Annotated in this window: 14 protein-coding genes; 1 reads left to right on the top strand and 13 read right to left on the bottom strand. The window is 67.1% G+C overall.

Features of this window, described 5'->3' with window-relative positions; translation table 11 throughout:
* The first annotated feature begins 36 nt into the window (after positions 1 to 36).
* Positions 37 to 735 (top strand): trimeric intracellular cation channel family protein, encoded by a 699-nt coding sequence (locus AAYO93_RS08130; RefSeq protein ID WP_345764477.1) that lies wholly within the window; start codon positions 37 to 39, stop codon positions 733 to 735.
* A 69-nt stretch (positions 736 to 804) separates the two neighbouring features.
* On the opposite strand, the gene leuA is transcribed toward AAYO93_RS08130, so the two are convergent.
* From leuA to AAYO93_RS08065, 13 genes are all read right to left on the bottom strand, one after another.
* Positions 805 to 2,580 (bottom strand): 2-isopropylmalate synthase, encoded by a 1,776-nt coding sequence (gene leuA, locus AAYO93_RS08125; RefSeq protein ID WP_345764476.1) that lies wholly within the window; start codon positions 2,578 to 2,580, stop codon positions 805 to 807.
* 140 nt (positions 2,581 to 2,720) lie between these two features.
* On the bottom strand, positions 2,721 to 5,270 hold the full coding sequence (locus AAYO93_RS08120) for a bifunctional lysylphosphatidylglycerol flippase/synthetase MprF (RefSeq protein ID WP_345764475.1): 2,550 nt from the start codon (positions 5,268 to 5,270) through the stop codon (positions 2,721 to 2,723).
* The gene (locus tag AAYO93_RS08115; protein ID WP_345764474.1) at positions 5,267 to 6,547 is read right to left on the bottom strand and encodes an alpha/beta hydrolase; all 1,281 of its coding nucleotides are present in this window, start codon (positions 6,545 to 6,547) and stop codon (positions 5,267 to 5,269) included. The genes AAYO93_RS08120 and AAYO93_RS08115 overlap by 4 nt, the downstream gene beginning before the upstream one ends.
* A 109-nt stretch (positions 6,548 to 6,656) precedes the next feature.
* Positions 6,657 to 8,069, bottom strand: coding sequence for an ABC transporter permease (locus AAYO93_RS08110; RefSeq protein ID WP_345764473.1), 1,413 nt, complete (start codon positions 8,067 to 8,069; stop codon positions 6,657 to 6,659).
* On the bottom strand, positions 8,066 to 8,827 hold the full coding sequence (locus AAYO93_RS08105; RefSeq protein ID WP_345764472.1) for an ABC transporter ATP-binding protein: 762 nt from the start codon (positions 8,825 to 8,827) through the stop codon (positions 8,066 to 8,068). Before AAYO93_RS08105 ends, AAYO93_RS08110 begins: the two co-directional genes overlap by 4 nt.
* Positions 8,828 to 8,892: 65 nt before the next feature.
* Complete coding sequence (locus AAYO93_RS08100; protein WP_345764471.1) at positions 8,893 to 9,576, bottom strand: response regulator transcription factor; 684 nt, start codon at positions 9,574 to 9,576, stop codon at positions 8,893 to 8,895.
* Positions 9,573 to 11,381, bottom strand: coding sequence for a sensor histidine kinase (locus AAYO93_RS08095; protein ID WP_345764470.1), 1,809 nt, complete (start codon positions 11,379 to 11,381; stop codon positions 9,573 to 9,575). Before AAYO93_RS08095 ends, AAYO93_RS08100 begins: the two co-directional genes overlap by 4 nt.
* A gap of 97 nt (positions 11,382 to 11,478) precedes the next feature.
* Complete coding sequence (gene era, locus AAYO93_RS08090; RefSeq protein ID WP_345764469.1) at positions 11,479 to 12,369, bottom strand: GTPase Era; 891 nt, start codon at positions 12,367 to 12,369, stop codon at positions 11,479 to 11,481.
* The gene (locus AAYO93_RS08085; RefSeq protein ID WP_345764468.1) at positions 12,366 to 13,664 is read right to left on the bottom strand and encodes a hemolysin family protein; all 1,299 of its coding nucleotides are present in this window, start codon (positions 13,662 to 13,664) and stop codon (positions 12,366 to 12,368) included. The genes era and AAYO93_RS08085 overlap by 4 nt, the downstream gene beginning before the upstream one ends.
* A gap of 8 nt (positions 13,665 to 13,672) precedes the next feature.
* Positions 13,673 to 14,134, bottom strand: a complete 462-nt coding sequence (gene ybeY / locus AAYO93_RS08080; protein ID WP_345764467.1) for an rRNA maturation RNase YbeY — start codon at positions 14,132 to 14,134, stop codon at positions 13,673 to 13,675.
* A gap of 10 nt (positions 14,135 to 14,144) precedes the next feature.
* Entirely contained in the window at positions 14,145 to 15,155 is a 1,011-nt protein-coding gene (locus tag AAYO93_RS08075) for a PhoH family protein (protein ID WP_345764848.1), read from the bottom strand.
* Between the two features lie 58 nt (positions 15,156 to 15,213).
* The gene (locus AAYO93_RS08070; RefSeq protein ID WP_345764466.1) at positions 15,214 to 15,567 is read right to left on the bottom strand and encodes a histidine triad nucleotide-binding protein; all 354 of its coding nucleotides are present in this window, start codon (positions 15,565 to 15,567) and stop codon (positions 15,214 to 15,216) included.
* A 39-nt stretch (positions 15,568 to 15,606) separates the two neighbouring features.
* Positions 15,607 to 16,335, bottom strand: a complete 729-nt coding sequence (locus tag AAYO93_RS08065) for a 16S rRNA (uracil(1498)-N(3))-methyltransferase (RefSeq protein ID WP_345764465.1) — start codon at positions 16,333 to 16,335, stop codon at positions 15,607 to 15,609.
* Between the last annotated feature and the right edge of the window lies 1 nt (position 16,336).

The raw sequence follows: 16,336 nt of genomic DNA, 5'->3' as shown, positions 1-16,336 counted from the left end.
CAGAGCGGCGGTGCCGCGCATGCTACAAAGTGAGCTATGAGCGCAACGGTCTTCACGATTCCCCTCTGGGCGGACCTCGTGGCGGTCGGCGTCGGCTCGCTTCAGGGCGCGATGTTCGCGTCGGGTTTCCGGGACAGACGGCTCGACCTGCTGGGCATCGCCATCATCGGCGTCGCGACCGGTGTCGGCGGCGGTCTCATGCGCGACATCCTGCTGGTCACGCCTCCGGTCGCACTCGCGACGAACTGGTATCTCCCGATGACGGTGGTCGCCGCCCTCCTCGGGATGCTGCTCGCACGCGTCTTCCGGCGCCTGGACCCGCTGATCACGTTCCTCGACGCGCTGACGATCGGCCTGTTCGGCGCGATCGGCACGACCAAAGCCCTTTCGCTCGGACTCCCGGAGGTACCGGCTGTCTTCGTCGGAGTCGTGTCGGCGGTCGGCGGCTCGATCCTGCGCGACGTTCTGCTCACCCTGCCAATCGCACTCATGCACGTCGGGTCTCTCTACGCGGTCGCGGCCGGTGCGGGCACGGCGACGCTGGTCGTCCTGGTCGACCTTCACGTGCCGATCGGCGTTGCGGCCATCGTCTGCGTGATCGTGACGACGATCATCCGCCTGCTCGCCGTGCGTTTCGGATGGAGCCTGCCCGAGCAGCGAACGCTCAGCCGCATCCCGCGTCCGCGCTGGCCGCGACGCTCCCCCCGCTACCGCATCTCGAACCCGGACCAGTAGGACGTCGAGAACAGGGTTGTTCCTTGTTGGCGCGACGCGAAACAGGAAGAACCCTGTTCTCGGCGAGACCTACGCGTGGACGGGCTCGGCGGTGGCGAAGTCGGGAGCCTCGAAGCGAACCGCGCGGTTCACGGCGGAGACGACAGCCTTCAGGGATGCGGTCGACGTGTCAGCATCGATGCCCACGCCCCAGAGGCGACGGCCGTCGACCTCGAGCTCGACGTAGGCGGCCGCATACGCCGACTCGCTCGCCGACAGCGTGTGCTGCGAGTAGTCGTAGAGGTGGACGTCGACGCCGCGATGGTTGAGGATGTCGAGGAACCCCGCGATCGGTCCGTTGCCGGCTCCGACCGCCTTGGAGACCGTGTCGCCGTCACGCAGTGTCACAGTCAGTTCGACGCTTCCGCTCAGGTCACTCGACGTGCTCATGCTCGCCAGCTCGAACCGGCCCCACTTGTTGTCGGCGTCCTCCATCGGCGCGGGCAGGTACTCGTCTTTGAAGATCTCCCAGATCTGCTCGCTGGTGACCTCGCCGCCCTCCGCATCCGTCTTGGCCTGCACGACACCCGAGAATTCGATCTGCAGTTTGCGCGGCAGGTCGAGCGAGTGGTCGGTCTTCAGCAGGTACGCGACGCCACCCTTGCCGGACTGCGAGTTGACGCGGATGACCGCCTCATAGCTGCGACCCAGGTCTTTCGGGTCCACCGGCAGGTAGGGGACGGCCCACTGCAGGTCGTCGACGGACTTGCCCTGCGATTCGGCGTCCGCGGCCATGGCCTCGAAGCCTTTCTTGATCGCGTCCTGGTGCGACCCGCTGAAGGCGGTGAAGACCAGGTCGCCGGCCCAGGGGCTCCGCTCGTGGACGGGCAGCTGGTTGCAGTGCTCGGCGGTGCGCTTGACCGCGTCGATGTCGCTGAAGTCGATCTGGGGGTCGATCCCCTGCGTGAACAGGTTGATCCCGAGCGCCACCAGGTCGACGTTGCCCGTGCGCTCCCCGTTGCCGAACAGGCAGCCTTCGATGCGGTCGGCGCCGGCCATGTATCCGAGTTCCGCGGACGCGATCGCGGTGCCGCGGTCGTTGTGCGGATGCAGGGACAGGATGACGTTCTCACGATGCGCGAGGTGGCGTGACATCCACTCGATCGAGTCCGCATACACGTTGGGTGACGCCATCTCGACCGTCGAGGGCAGATTGATGATGACCTTGCGTTCCGGGGTCGGTTCGAAGACCTCGAGCACCTGGTTGCAGATGTCGACGGCGAACTCGAGCTCGGTGCCGGTGTAGCTCTCGGGCGAGTACTCGTAGTAGATCGTGGTGCCGGGCACCATCGACTCCATCTCGCGGCAGATCCGGGCACCGTGCAGCGCGATATCGATGATGCCCTGCTTGTCGGTGCGGAAGACTACTTCGCGCTGGAGGATGCTCGTCGAGTTGTAGAGGTGGACGATGGCCTGCTTCGCGCCGACCAGGGACTCGTAGGTGCGCTTGATCAGGTGATCGCGCGCCTGCGTGAGGACCTGGATCGTCACATCGTCCGGGATGACGTTCTCTTCGATGAGGCTGCGGACGAAGTCGAAGTCGGTCTGGCTCGCGCTCGGGAACCCGACCTCGATCTCCTTGTAGCCCATCCGCACCAGCAGGTCGAACATGATCCGCTTGCGTTCGGGACTCATCGGATCGATGAGGGCCTGGTTGCCATCGCGGAGGTCGACTGCGCACCAGCGCGGAGCCTTCGTGATGGTCGCATCCGGCCAGGTGCGGTCGGGCAGTTTCACCGAGAACTGCTGGTGATACGGCGCGTACTTGTGGATCGGCATGGCGCTCGGCGCCTGATTGTTCTTCATGGTCTCTGTTCTCCTCGCGAGTGGATGTGAGCCAACGACAGACTCCGCGACGAGTGAGGCCTCAGATTAGGACTCGTCGCGGCAGCTAAGGAGGAGCAGACCGTACACAAAGTCAACGCTACCACCTGCGAGGGCGCCCGTCATCCGCGGCCGCGTGCGAGGCCGGCCGCCTGTCGCATCGAGATGCCGGGAAGGTAGGCCCGCACGAGCGCGACACCGATGGCCGGGAGGGCGACCGGATCAGGAAAAGCCATGATCAGCGGGTGATATTCAGGCTGGAACTTCCGTTTGAACGCCAGCAGCGATCGGAAACCGTACACAGGCTCGAGTGAGGCGCTCATGAAGCCGAGTACACGATCCATCACCGACCGATCCGCGTCTCCGCCGCGAGCGGTGTGCGCGAGCGGTGCCGCGGACAGGCTCATCGTCTCGACCCCGTCGGCGCGCATCCGGATGGCCGCCTCGGCGATCAGGAACTCCATCACGCCGTTGATACTGCCCGGCCGGCGGCGCATGAAGTCGAGCGTCCAGCCGACCACCTCGCCGTTCCGGTAGCGCGGGAGCCAGCTGGTCACGCCTTCGACCTGGCCGTCGTCGCCGATGGCGAGCATCAGCCGCACAGCCGGATCTCGCAGTTCATCGAGTCCGCCGAGCGTGAATCCCATCTCGGGCAGGTCCTTCTCTGCGATCCACTGCTCGGAGATCTCCGACAGCTGGTTCGCCGTTGCCAGCGGAAGCTCGGAGTACGTGGTCCATTCGGCGCGGATCCCTGCGCGCTGCGCCCGGTTGATGGATGAGCGGACGTCCTGCCACTTCTTTCCCGTCATCTCCCACTGCTGCGGACGAAGCACCGTCTCCTCGGCCACCACCATCGTCTCCCAGCCCATCGACTGGAACCGCGCCCGCGTGCCGTCGTCAATGCTGTAGAAGACAGGGACCCAGCCGTTGTCGTCGCAGAACCGTGCGAAGCGGCCGAGCGTGTCATGGCCAGGCGCGGCCCCGAAGGGTCCACCCGTCGTGAGCGCTATCCGCCCGATCACCCGATAGGCGACGGCGACCTCATCGACGGGGTCGAACCAGTACGAATTGCCCGGCCAGGTCGACATGAAGGAGATCGCGTCGCCGCCGCCGCCCAGCAGCCGCCGTGCCCGGGCTGCGTCTCCCCCGCGGTTCCGCGTCGAGTCGTCGCGCATCACAGGGATGGCCGCCAGCACCACGATCAGCCAGAACACCGTGCCGACGTTGTGGTAGACCATCGTCCCGAGCGCGGACGTCGGAAGGTAGCCGACCGGTTCGCGACGCAGGAAACTGACCGGGATGAACCGTTCGACGACGTCGTTGAGCAGGTCCTCAACGCCGACCGGGCGCGTGAACCCCGTTTCGCGCAGCACCCAGCCGACGGAGACATAAAGCGCAGCAAGGGAGAGACCGGCGATCACGACGATGAGCAGGTACCGGCGCAGACGCACGGAAGACGCCAGCACCGGGAAATGACTTCTCATCGCTATGAGCACGACGGCGATGACGAGGGGCAGCAGCGCCGAGACGGCGAAATCGACCGTGAGTTCGGCATACCGTCCGGACGTGCGCGGGCCGGAGGCTGCGGCCGGCAGCGGCAGCAGGCCGAAGTAGACCGCAGACAGGCCGGAGAGCAGCAGGTTGACCGCGACCGCGAGCCACACGCCGAACCGGCGCCCGCGCAGAAGACCGTAGGCCGCGACGAGCAGCACGAGCAGCGGTAGCACCGACACGAGGATCGGTCCGAGCCCGTTGATGCGCTCGAGGGTGACGTCGCGCACACAGGCCCGGGTGACGGCGAAGGCCTGGCAGCGATCGACGACGTCGCCCGGGGCGGGCACCTCGTTGCTGAAGAGCATGCCGATCGGCGCCAGCGGTCCGAAGCGCGACGACGACAGCAGCGCGATCACCGGCCCGAGGGCGGTGATGAGGACCACCGACGCCAGAAGCACGCGGACTTCGTGATGTGAGCTGCGGACCCAGGTACGCGAGACCCTGCCGTCGTGGAGCAGCACGCCGAGACCGAGCCCGGCGAGTATGGCCAGCAACCGGTACAGGTCGTCCGGCTGACCGGAGTACAGCAGGAACATCACCGAGACGAGCACGATCAGCACCCGGATGCGCCGGCGCCAGAGAGCGCTTGCGAAGGCGCTCCCCGCAGCGATGGCACCGCCGATCGCGGTCAGCGGGTCGAACGTCACGAGTTCGATCACCCCATGCGCCCACAGCTCACCGCCACGAGCGCCGAGCGCCTGGAGGCCGATGCCTGCGAGGGTCCCCACGATCGTGGTCGCCGCGAACGCGAGCGCCGTCCGCCTGGTTCCCATGAGGCGCTCTGCCCAGCCGAGCAGAAGAACGGCCAGGATCAGCACGGTGAGGAGTTCGAACAGACTGTCCGTGAAGAACACGCTGGTCAGCGGAGTCCACCATCGGCCGCCCTCGACGACCGGCTCGAACCCTGTTCCCGCCCAGGAGCGCACGTGGATGCCCGGACCGTTGAGCGGTCCGGTGACGAGCGCGAGCGTCAGGATGGCGACCACGACCGAACTCGTGAACGGCCGGCCGGCGACCAGCCGGGCGATCCCGTTCAGGGCGCCGGCCGTGCGACCGACTCCCCCACTGTCGGGACGGGAGATCGGTCTCTTCGCCGCCCCTCGGGCCGTGCCGCTCATGGTGCGAGCCCCATGTGCGGCAGGATCATCGGGATCCCGACCCGGATGGCATAGCGAACAGTGTTCCAGTCATGCGTCGTGCCCGGGGATTCGATGAGTTTCGTCTCGACCCCGGCCGTGTTCGCATACTGCTGGAGAACCCGCGCGAATGGAAGGTACTTCGAGTCGTCCGCACCGACTGCGAGGACGAGCATCGAGTTCTTGTATGGCGCGTGGGCGACGAACAGTGCCGTCGGCTGCGCAGCGGATGCACGCGCCTGCGACCCGCTGAAGCCCTTCTGCACGGTATCGGCCCCCACGGTCGGCCCCAGCTGGCTGGAGATGGCCAGCGCGGTCCCGAAAACGCCGGGGTGCCCGGCAGCGAACTGCACGGCGCAGGTCGCGCCCTGCGAGAATCCGCTGACCGCCCAGCCGTCCGGGGTGGCCATCACTCGGAAATGCGCCTTGATCCAGTGGACGACATCGGTCAGGATGTAGGTCGCCGAGTTGCCGAGAGGTCCGTCGACACACATCGGGTTGTGCTCCGGATTGCTGAGCTGGTCCGGCTCGACGACGATCGGGGCGATGCCGTGGTGCGCGGCGGCGTAGGCGTCCACGACCGTACCGATATGTCCGGCCGTGAACATGTCCGACGGCTGCCCGGGCTGTCCGGCCATCGTGATCAGCACCGGTAGCGCGGGCGGATCGACGGTGAGCGCGGCGGGCGGGAGGTAGATCGTGGCGGGCCGCGCTGCGAAGTGCGACACGGTTCCCGGGATCTCGACCGATGCGATCCTGCCAGCCTTCGGCATCGTGGCGGGCGGAGTCCAGGTACTCAGGGTCGGGATCGATGCGGTGTGCACGGGCCTGCTGATCCGGCCGACGGCGACTACTTTGTACGGGTTGACTCCGACCGCGTCGTTGAGGTTGCGGTAGGCGCCGAAGTCGACGTTGATCCCCGCGGCCGCCGTGGCCACGATCAGCGGGACGGCAGCGATGGCGATGGCCTTGCGCCACCACCGCGAGTGCCAGAGGTTGACGATGACGAGGGCGACGCCCGCAAATGCCAGGGCGACCCACATCCGCGTGATGGCGCTCAGGTCGACTCCGAAGATGTCGAGCACATCGACCAGGAGCCAGCACACTGCGAATCCGAGTCCCATGCCCGCGGCGATGGCGACGAGTGCTGTGACGATCCAGCGGATGCTCGGCCTGCGCACCAGCAGATAGACGACGAACGCCACGGCGACGAGGTCGATCGTCGTCAGGAAGGGACGCTGATCGATCCGAAGCGTCATTATCCAGTGCGGGCCCAACTCATCCCCTCTCATCGATGTGCCGACTCATTATCGGCTCGCAGGAGATGTCAAGGCTGTGCAAATGGGCCGTTCAGGTCTGAGAAAGCCTTCAGTCGACCGCGAGGGCCACGACAGGCGACACCCCGGTGGCGCGCCGGGTGGGCGCGACGGATGCGACGACTGCCAGACCCGCGGCCCCGACTGCGGCGGAGACGAGCAGCGCCCACGGCACGACCGGTGGCACGAACCCCCCGCCCGGGATCGACCCGAGCAGCGACTGTGCCCCGACCCAGCCGTACAGCACACCGAGGACGAGCCCGGCGAGCACGGCAGCGATGGTCAGCTGGGCGCTTTCGGAGAGGATCAGCCTGCGCACCTGCCCGGCGCTGAACCCGAGGGCGCGGAGGAGTCCGAGTTCCCTGGTGCGCTGAAGGACGCTGAGGGACAGGTTGTTGACGACGCCGATCGCGGCGATCACAGCAGAGAAGCCGACCAGCACGGAGAAGACGATCATCGTCACCGAGAGGACGCTGTCGACACCCTGGTACAGCTGAGGATCGGTCTGCTCGGCGCGTGTGATCATCTGCTGGTACGAGGACGACGCGACGACGAACATCGTGATGAGGGTGACCCCGATCACGAGCCCGATGGTGGTCCGCGTGCTCCGCTCCGGGTTGCGCACGGCGTTCGCAGCTGCGAGCCGTGCCGGAGCCGAACGACCGAACAGGAGCCCGACGCCACGCAGGACAGACGGCATGAAGAGGTGCGCTGCGAGCACGATCCCGGTGAAGGAGAGGATTCCCCCGACCAGTCCGACCAGGACGCCGAGCGCACTGACGATGCCGAGGAGCACGCCTCCGGCGAGGAGCACGAGCCCGATGCCGATGAGAACGAAGGCGACGCCGTTGCGTACCGGCTTGCGCCTGATCTCATCCCCTGTCGGCTCCTGGGCGGCACCGATCGCCTGGATCGGTGTCACGGAGAGCACGCGACGGCTGCCGACCCACGACGCGAGCCAGGTCGTGAGCACTACGACGACGACGGGCAGGAAATACGCGGGCTCGACGAGCGGATAGGCGAGGTCTGGCAACGTGCCCGTCGCCACGAAGATACGCACGGCGACGATCGTCAGGGTGACCCCGATGACCGCTCCCCCGACGGCTCCGATCACGCCCACGACGAGCCCCTCGCCCGCCACCGCTCGCCGCTGCGCACGCGAACTCGAACCGATCAGCCGGAGGAGTGCGATGGTGCGCGTGCGCCCGGCCACGATCGTCGCGAACGTGTTCGTCGTTACGATCGCACCGACGTACACCGCGATCACGATGAAGACGCCGGCGACGATCGACAGCGCGACCTGGACAGCACCGTGCCGACCGACACGATCCTGCGAGACGTAAGTCGCGAGTATCCCGGTCGCAGCCAGCAGAGAGACCCCGAATGCCGAGCTCAGGGCGGAGACCAGGATGCTCGCCCGATGCTCGCGCCCGTTCGTTCGGACAGCAGTGATCGCGCCGCTCATGCCCGCTGCTCCATGCCGAGCATGTAGGCCGAGATCTCTTCGGGGGTCGATCGCGTCCGTTCGTCGGCGACCCGGCCGTCCGCGAGGAAGATGATCCGGTCCGCGTAGCTCGCGGCGATCGGGTCATGGGTGACCATCGCGATGCTCTGGCCGTAGCTGACGCTGGCCGCGGCGAGCAGGGCGAGCACCTCGCGTCCAGTGCGCGAGTCGAGGTTGCCGGTGGGCTCATCCGCGAAGATGAGATCCGGCCGCGTCCCGAGCGCACGCGCGATCGCCACCCGCTGCTGCTGGCCGCCGGACAGCTCGTGCGGGCGGTGGGTGAGCCTGTTGGCGAGACCGAGGGAGTCGATCAGATGGTCGATCCAGGCACGCTCTTCAGCGGTGGGCTTGCGGCCATCCAATTCGAAGGGCAGCAGGATGTTGCCGGAGACGTCGAGCGTCGGTACGAGGTTGAACGACTGGAACACGAAGCCGACCCGACGCCGGCGCAGGACGGTGAGCTGCGCATCCCCCAGCGCTGTGATCTCTGTGTCGCCCAGCCACACGCGTCCCGCGCTCACTGAGTCGAGCCCCGCCATCACGTGCATCAGCGTCGACTTGCCCGACCCGCTCGGCCCCATGATCGCGGTGAACTGGCCCGCCCGGATACCGATCGAGACGTCGTCGAGTGCGTGCACGCTCCCCGCTCCGGCTCCGTACGATTTGGTGGCGTTCGCGACGCGCGCGACGAGGCCGGTTTCGGTGTTCTCGATATCCATGCTCCGACGCTACGGTCGCGCACCCGCCGAACGAATCGGGCGCAGGACCGACACGGCCTACATCGTCAGGATGATTCCCAGGAGGTCAGCCCGTGCTCGAACGCGAAGACGACGAGCTGGACGCGGTCGCGCAGGCCCAGCTTTCCGAGAATCCGGCTGATGTGAGTCTTGACTGTCGCCTCGCTCAGGTACTCGGATGATGCGATCTCCGAATTGCTCAGCCCGCGCGCTGCGAGGATGAAGATCTCGCGCTCCCTGGAGGTCAGCGAGCCGAACGACTCGGGGCGGCGCTTCTCGGGCTGGGCGTCTGAGAAGAACTGGAAGAGTTCGCGCGTGGCTCCCGCGGCGATCACGGCACTCCCCGCGTGCACGGTCGTGATCGCCGCGAGAAGGAACTCGGGTTCGGCGTCCTTGAGCACGAAGCCGCTGGCGCCCACCCGGATGGCACGCGCGGCGGCCTCATCGAGGTCGAACGTCGTCAGCACGATGATCCTGGGCGGACGGAAGCCTTCGCGATCGGCGGCCTCGATGATCGCAGCCGTGGAGGCGATGCCGTCCATCACCGGCATCCGGATGTCCATGAGCACCACGTCGGGGCGCGCATCCCTCACCAGGGACACGCCTTCGCGACCGTTCGCCGCCTCGCCTGCGAACGCGAGATCCGGCTGCGACGACACGAGCATCCGGATCCCCGCCCTGAAGAGTGCTTGGTCGTCGACGAGCGCGACACGGATGCGGTCGCCGGTCATGCGGCTCCTCCCTGCCGAACGGCCGAGGGCGCAGGCAGGAACGCCGTCACCACGAAACGATCGTCTCTCGGCTCGGCGCTCAGCCACCCGCCGGACAGTACAGCCCGCTCGCGCATGCCCGGAAGCCCGTGGCCGACCCGTTGCGGGTGGCCCTCGTCGGCCACCGCGTTCCTGAGGGCATTCGTCACTGTGATCGTCACTCCGTTCGATTCGCCGACGATGTCGACGGTGGCAGTCCGTGTCGTGTCGCCGTGGCGCAACGCGTTCGTCAGGGCTTCCTGCACGATGCGGTAGACAGCGATCTGATGCGCCGATCCGAGCTGCACGTCCTCCCCGGTGCGCGCGAATTCGACGGGAAGGCCGGATGCACGGAGCTGATCGACGAGGCGGTCCAGGTCTGCAAGGCCCGGCTGCGGTCCTTCGGCCTCGGAGTGCCGGAGCTCGCCGAGAAGCAGACGGACGTCGCCGAGTGCTTCCCTTGCAGTGGCCGCGATGGTGGTCAGCGCCTCGTCGACAGCATCCGGATCGCTGGTCCGCGCGTAGCGCGCGCCGTCGGCCTGCGCGATCACCACTGCGAGCGAATGGGCGACCACGTCGTGCATGTCGCGGGCGATCCGCGTGCGCTCCTGCTCGACGACCACGTCCTCCTCGGCGCGTAGCCGCTCGACCTCGGCCTCCGCCTGAGCCCGCCTGCTGGCGATGGCCGCCCTCCAGGTGCGCATGAGCAGACCGAGGACCCACGAGAGTCCGAGGACCGTAGCCGAGACGACGAACAGGAAGGCGAACTGCAACGCGAGGGACGCGATCCGACTGGAGACCAGGTCGAAATATCCCGTTTCCAGTGCCGCGCTCACCGAAAGGTACAGGGCGGCGACGGCAGCGCCCACACCGGCCGAGACGAGGCCTGCCCAGCGGACGATGCGGTCGCCGTAGGCCGCGGTCGCATAGAGCACGATCAGCACGCCCACGTCGCTGAACTGCACGCCGAGCCCCGAGGTCATCTGCACGATCGCGGCGAACCAGGCGACCGCCAATGCGACCGCCGGCGACATCCGCCGAAGCGCCACCGCGACGGTGAAGCCGACCGTGACGAAGATCCACGGGCGGTCGCTTCCGCCTGCCACTGCGCAACCGAGGGCGAAGACGACAGCGATCAGCACATCGGCGAGCAGCTGCCGTGTCGTCAGGCGCCGGACGAGCATCCCGGACTCCTGGCCCGGCTCTCCGGGCGGCGCACCACCGGACTGGGCGAGCCAGACCAGCACGGATGCGCCCGCCGTCTCTTCGCTCACGCGCTGACGGGCTACCAGGTAGCCGACGAACCAGCCGGTGCAGAGTCCGGCGCTGAGCACCAGCCAGGTGAGGAGGAGCGCGACACCGTCGCTTGCGTAGATTCCGCCGATCGATGGACCGAAATGCGGGAAGGTGACCGCGTTCCGACGCCCGAGCACGATCGCTCCGGCGAACCCGAGCAGCGGCGCACTGGCGAGCGCCAGCCAGAGCACGACGCGTTTTCCGTGAGCCGCGACACCGAAGAGGGTGAGGAGCAGAGCCGCGTACGCCATCCAGCCGGATGCCGACGCCAGCACCGAAGACCCGACAAGAGAGATCAGAGCCGCGCACCATGCCAGGGCCAGCGCGACGCCCGGCGCGATCCGCGACAGCGCCACCGCACCGCAGAAGAACGAGACGGCCGCTGCGCTCTGCACCTCTGCGACCGAGCCGAAGAGGAGCCAGCACACGAGCAGCACGACGGCGACTGCCGGCTCCAGCACCCAGCGGAACGCGACGAAACGGTGGAACACCCTCCCACCGTACGGCTCGCGGGACGTGCCGACGGCGGCCATCGTGCGGTTTGGCCCCGTCGAGCGGGTCGAATTCATCCTCGAGATGTACGTTTCGTCAGAAGCCGAGGCGTCCGAGCTGTTTCGGGTCGCGCTGCCAGTCCTTGGCGACCTTGACCCGGATCGACAGGAAGACGTGCTTGCCGACGAGCTTCTCGATCGCCGGGCGGGCCTGGGCTCCGATGTCGCGGATGCGGCTTCCGCCCTTGCCGATGATGATCGCCTTCTGGCTGTCGCGCTCGACGAACAGGTTCGCATACACCTCGACGAGATCTTTGTCGTCGCGTTCGACGATGTCGTCGATCGTGACCGCGAGGGAGTGCGGCAATTCGTCGTCGACGCCTTCGAGCACGGCTTCGCGGATGTACTCGGCGATGCGGTCCTCGATACCTTCGTCGGTGATGGCGTCGTCGGGGTAGAGCGGCGGTGAGACCGGCAGCAGCCTGACGAGTTCACCGGTCAGCGTGTCGAGCTGGATGCGGCTGGTCGCCGAGATCGGAACGATCGCCTCCCACTCGCGCAACGCCGAGATGGCCAGCAGCTGCTCGGCCGTCGCAGTGCGGCTGGCCGTGTCGATCTTCGTGACGATCGCGACCTTCTTCGCGCGCGGATACTCGTCGAGCTGGTCGTTGATGAAGCGGTCGCCCGGGCCGATCTTCTCGTTCGCAGGGACACACATCCCGATGACGTCGACGTCTCCGAGTGTCGACTGGACGAGCGAGTTGAGCCGCTCGCCGAGGAGGGTGCGCGGCCGGTGGATGCCCGGGGTGTCCACCAGGATCAGCTGGCCGTTCTTCTGGTGCACGATCCCGCGGATGGCGCGACGGGTCGTCTGGGGCTTCGAACTGGTGATGGCGACCTTCTCGCCGACGAGTGCGTTGGTGAGCGTCGACTTGCCGACGTTGGGACGTCCGACGAAGGAGACGAATCCCGCATGGTAGTCGTTCATGTTTCGTTCTCCTTCATGAGCGCATCCTGCGCGTTGATCAGTGCCGCATCGCGCTCGACGAGCACGGTGCTGAGTCGTTTGCGTCGGCCCTCGGTGCGGTCGGCCGTGAAGTGCAGTCCGCTCGTCGTGACCACGGCACCGGGCCCGGGAAGCCGTCCGAGCGCCTTTGCGAACAGTCCGCCGACCGTGTCCACATCCTCATCGTCGAGCTCGAGCCCGAACAGCTCGCCGAGTTCGTCGACCGGAAGGCGCGCACTGACGCGGTAACGCCCCTCACCGACCTCCTCGACGAGCTCGACCTCCCTGTCGTACTCGTCTGAGATGTCGCCGACCAGTTCCTCGATCAGGTCCTCGAGGGTCACGAGGCCCGCGATGCCGCCGTACTCGTCCACGACCATCGCGAGGTGATTCGATTCGAGCTGCATCTGGCGCAGCAGCTGGTCGGCCTTCTTCGACTCGGGCACGAAGAGCGCGGGGCGCGCGAGCTCACCCATCGTCACGTCGTCGACGCCCAGGGGGCTCTCGAAGCTGAGCTTCGCGACATCGCGCAGATAGAGCACTCCCACGACCTCGTCCGGATCACCGTCGATGACGGGAACCCGGGATACGCCCTTGCTGAGAAACAGGCCCATCGCGTTTCCGAGGCCCGCCGTGGTGTCGATGGTGACCATGTCGGTGCGCGGGATCATCACCTCTCGTACGACCGTCTCGTTGAACTCGAAGATCGAATGGATGAGCTCCCGATCGTCTTCTTCGAGCACGTCGAGTTCGGTCGCCTCGTCGACGATACTGAGCAGCTGTTCCTCGGACGCGACCGTGGCCGTGCGTGCCCGGCCCGGGGTCACGCGGTTGCCGAGCGCGACGAGCCCGTTGGCGATCGGGCCGAGCAGGACGCGGATGAAATGCACGAGTGGCGCCGTCAGACGCAGCAGTATCTTCGCATTGGCACGACCGACGCTGCGCGGGCTGGCGCCGACAAGCACGAAGGAGACACCCGTCATGATGAGCGCTGCGAGCAGCAGCGTCAGCCACCACTGTTCGAAGATCATGGCGAAAGCCAGCGTCACCAGCACCGCCGCCGTGGTCTCGGCGATGATGCGCATGAAGTTGATCGCGTTGAAGTGCGCACCGGGGTCGGCCGCGATCGCCAGGAGCGACCGCTTCGACCGGGATCCTTCTGCGAGATCGGCGATATCCGCCCGCGACTGCACCGAGATCGCCGCGTCGACCGCAGCCATGAGGCCACCGAACGCCACGAGCAGGAAGGCGACGATGAAGAAGACAGCGACGAGCATACGCGCCCCTATCGTCGTCGTTCGTGCATCGAGAAGCCGACGAGGATGTCGCGCTGGATGCCGAACATCTCCTTCTCCTCCTCCGGCTCCGCGTGATCGAATCCGAGCAGGTGGAGGATGCCGTGCGTCGTCAGGAGCAGTAGCTCTTCCATCATGCTGTGGCCGGCGGTCTCCGCCTGAGCCTGCGCGACCTGCGGGCAGAGCACGATGTCGCCGAGCAGACCGGCCGGGGTGGGCTGGTCTTCGGTGCCCGGGCGCAGCTCGTCCATCGGAAAGCTGAGCACGTCCGTCGGGCCGGGCTCGTCCATCCACTGCACGTGGAGCTGTTCCATCGCCGCCTCGTCGACGAGCACGATCGCGAGTTCCGCATCCGGATGCACGTGCATCGCCTCGAGCGCGTACGCGGACAATCTCTGCAGCGCCGCCTCGTCGACCGGGATCGCTGATTCGTTGTTGACTTCGATGCTCACGAAATGACCCTTATCGTCTCTTGGGAAGGCGGTCGCGTGGGATGCCGGAGCGGCGTTCCGCACGATTGGCGAATTCTGATGCCTGCTCGCGTTCGTAGTGCAGCGCCTGCTTCTGCTCGTCGTAGACGGTGTACGCGTCGACGATGCGGCCGACGAGGGTGTGCCGCACGACGTCGTCGCTGGTCAGTCGGGAGAAATGGATGTCGTCGATGTCTTTGAGCACACGCGTCACGAGCCGCAGCCCACTCGCGGCCGTCGGCAGGTCGACTTGGGTGATGTCGCCGGTCACGACCATGCGCGAACCGAAACCGAGCCGGGTGAGGAACATCTTCATCTGCTCGGGAGTGGTGTTCTGCGCCTCGTCGAGGACGATGAACGAGTCGTTCAGCGTGCGGCCGCGCATGTATGCGAGAGGCGCGACCTCGATGGTGCCGGCGGCCAGCAGTTTCGGCACGAGCTCAGGGTCCATCATCTCGTTGAGCGCATCGTAGAGCGGCCGGAGATACGGGTCGATCTTGTCGGTGAGTGTGCCGGGCAGGTAGCCCAGTCGCTCGCCGGCCTCCACAGCCGGACGGGTCAGGATGATGCGGCTGACCTCCTTGCGCTGCAGCGCCTGGACCGCCTTCGCCATCGCGAGATACGTCTTGCCGGTACCCGCAGGCCCGATGCCGAAGACGATCGTGTTGTGATCGATCGCGTCGACGTACTGCTTCTGCCCGAGGGTCTTCGGCCGGATGCTCTTGCCGCGCGCCGTCAGGATGGCCTGGCTCAGCACATCCGCCGGGCTGAGATTGAGGTCGGTGCTCAGCATCTTCGCCGAACTCGTGACCTCTGCCGGGCTGATCTCCTGGCCGTTCTTCACCATGACGAGTAGTTCCTCCATGAGTCGTCGGGAAGCGTCCACCTGTGCGGGGTCGCCGGAAAGGGTGATCTCGTTGCCTCGCACGTGCACGCTGACCATCGGGTACTGGCGTTCGATCGTCGTCAGCAGTCGGTCCTGGGGGCCGAGAAGGCGCACCATGGCGACACCGTCGATGTGCAGGCGCGCTTCGGCCTGGCCTTCGGGGGACGGGAAGTCGCTACTGGGCAAGGGTTCCTTCCTCGAGCTGTCCGCCGAGCATGTGTGCGTGCACGTGGAAGATCGTCTGGCCGGCGCTCGCGCCGGTGTTGAACACGAGACGGAACTCGCCGTTGGTGTGCTCCTCGGCCAGGGTGTTCGCGGTCGCGACCAGTTCGGCGAGAAGGCCCGGGTCGCCCGCCGCGAGCTCGACGACGTCGCGGTATCGCTCCGTCTTGGGCACGACCAGCAGGTGCACCGGCGCCTTGGGGGCGATGTCACGGAAGGCGATGATGTGCTCGTTGTCGAACACGATGTCGGCCGGGATCTCGCCCGCGATGATGCGCGTGAAGATCGATCGCTCGTCCGTTGCCATACGTCTATCTTAAGGGCTCTGCGCGTGAGACCGAGGGGTTCACCAGCGACCGAGCACCGCGTTCAGGACTGCGATGGATGCAGGACCGGCGGTCGACGTCCTCAGCACGGTGTCCCCGAGCCGCACGAGTTCGGCACCGGCGTCGGCGAAGCGGGTGAGCTCGGCCTGGGAGAGGCCGCCCTCGGGACCGACGACGACGACGATGTCCCGTCCGTCCGGGCGGACCGAGGTGAGCGGCACCTCCGCGGTCGGCTCGAGGACGAGCATCCGCACCGTCTTCGCCAGTGCCGGGAGCTGCTTCGACGTCACCAGCTCCCCGACCTCGGGAACCCAGGAGCGGATGGACTGCTTGGCCGCCTCGCGCGCGATCGCGCTCCAGCGTTCCCGGCCTTTCGCCACCTTGGGTCCGTCCCAGCGCGAGACAGACCGTTCGGCCGCCCACGGGAGCACCTCGTCGATCCCGAGCTCCGTGGAAGCCTGCACCGCGAGTTCGTCGCGATCGCCTTTGGCGAGCGCCTGGGCAAGGGAGAGCAGTGGAGTGGGCCGCTCGAGCCGCGAGACCGAACCCACCTCGATCGTGAGCTCGGATGGCGTCGCCGCGATCACCGACCCCGTCGCCATCAGCCCGCGCCCGTTCCCGATCGTCACCGTTTCGCCCGGTCGCGTGCGGTTCACCGTCGCCGCGTGTTTCGCCTCGGCGCCGACGATCGACAACCGCTCGCCGACCGACGTCGACACGAGGTCCTCGCGCAGGTAGAGGGAGCTCACG

The organism is Diaminobutyricibacter sp. McL0608, assembly GCF_039613825.1.
Classification (GTDB): domain Bacteria; phylum Actinomycetota; class Actinomycetes; order Actinomycetales; family Microbacteriaceae; genus Diaminobutyricibacter.
The sequence above is the reverse complement of the archived record's forward strand: the minus strand, read 5'-3'. Positions and strand labels throughout refer to the sequence as shown.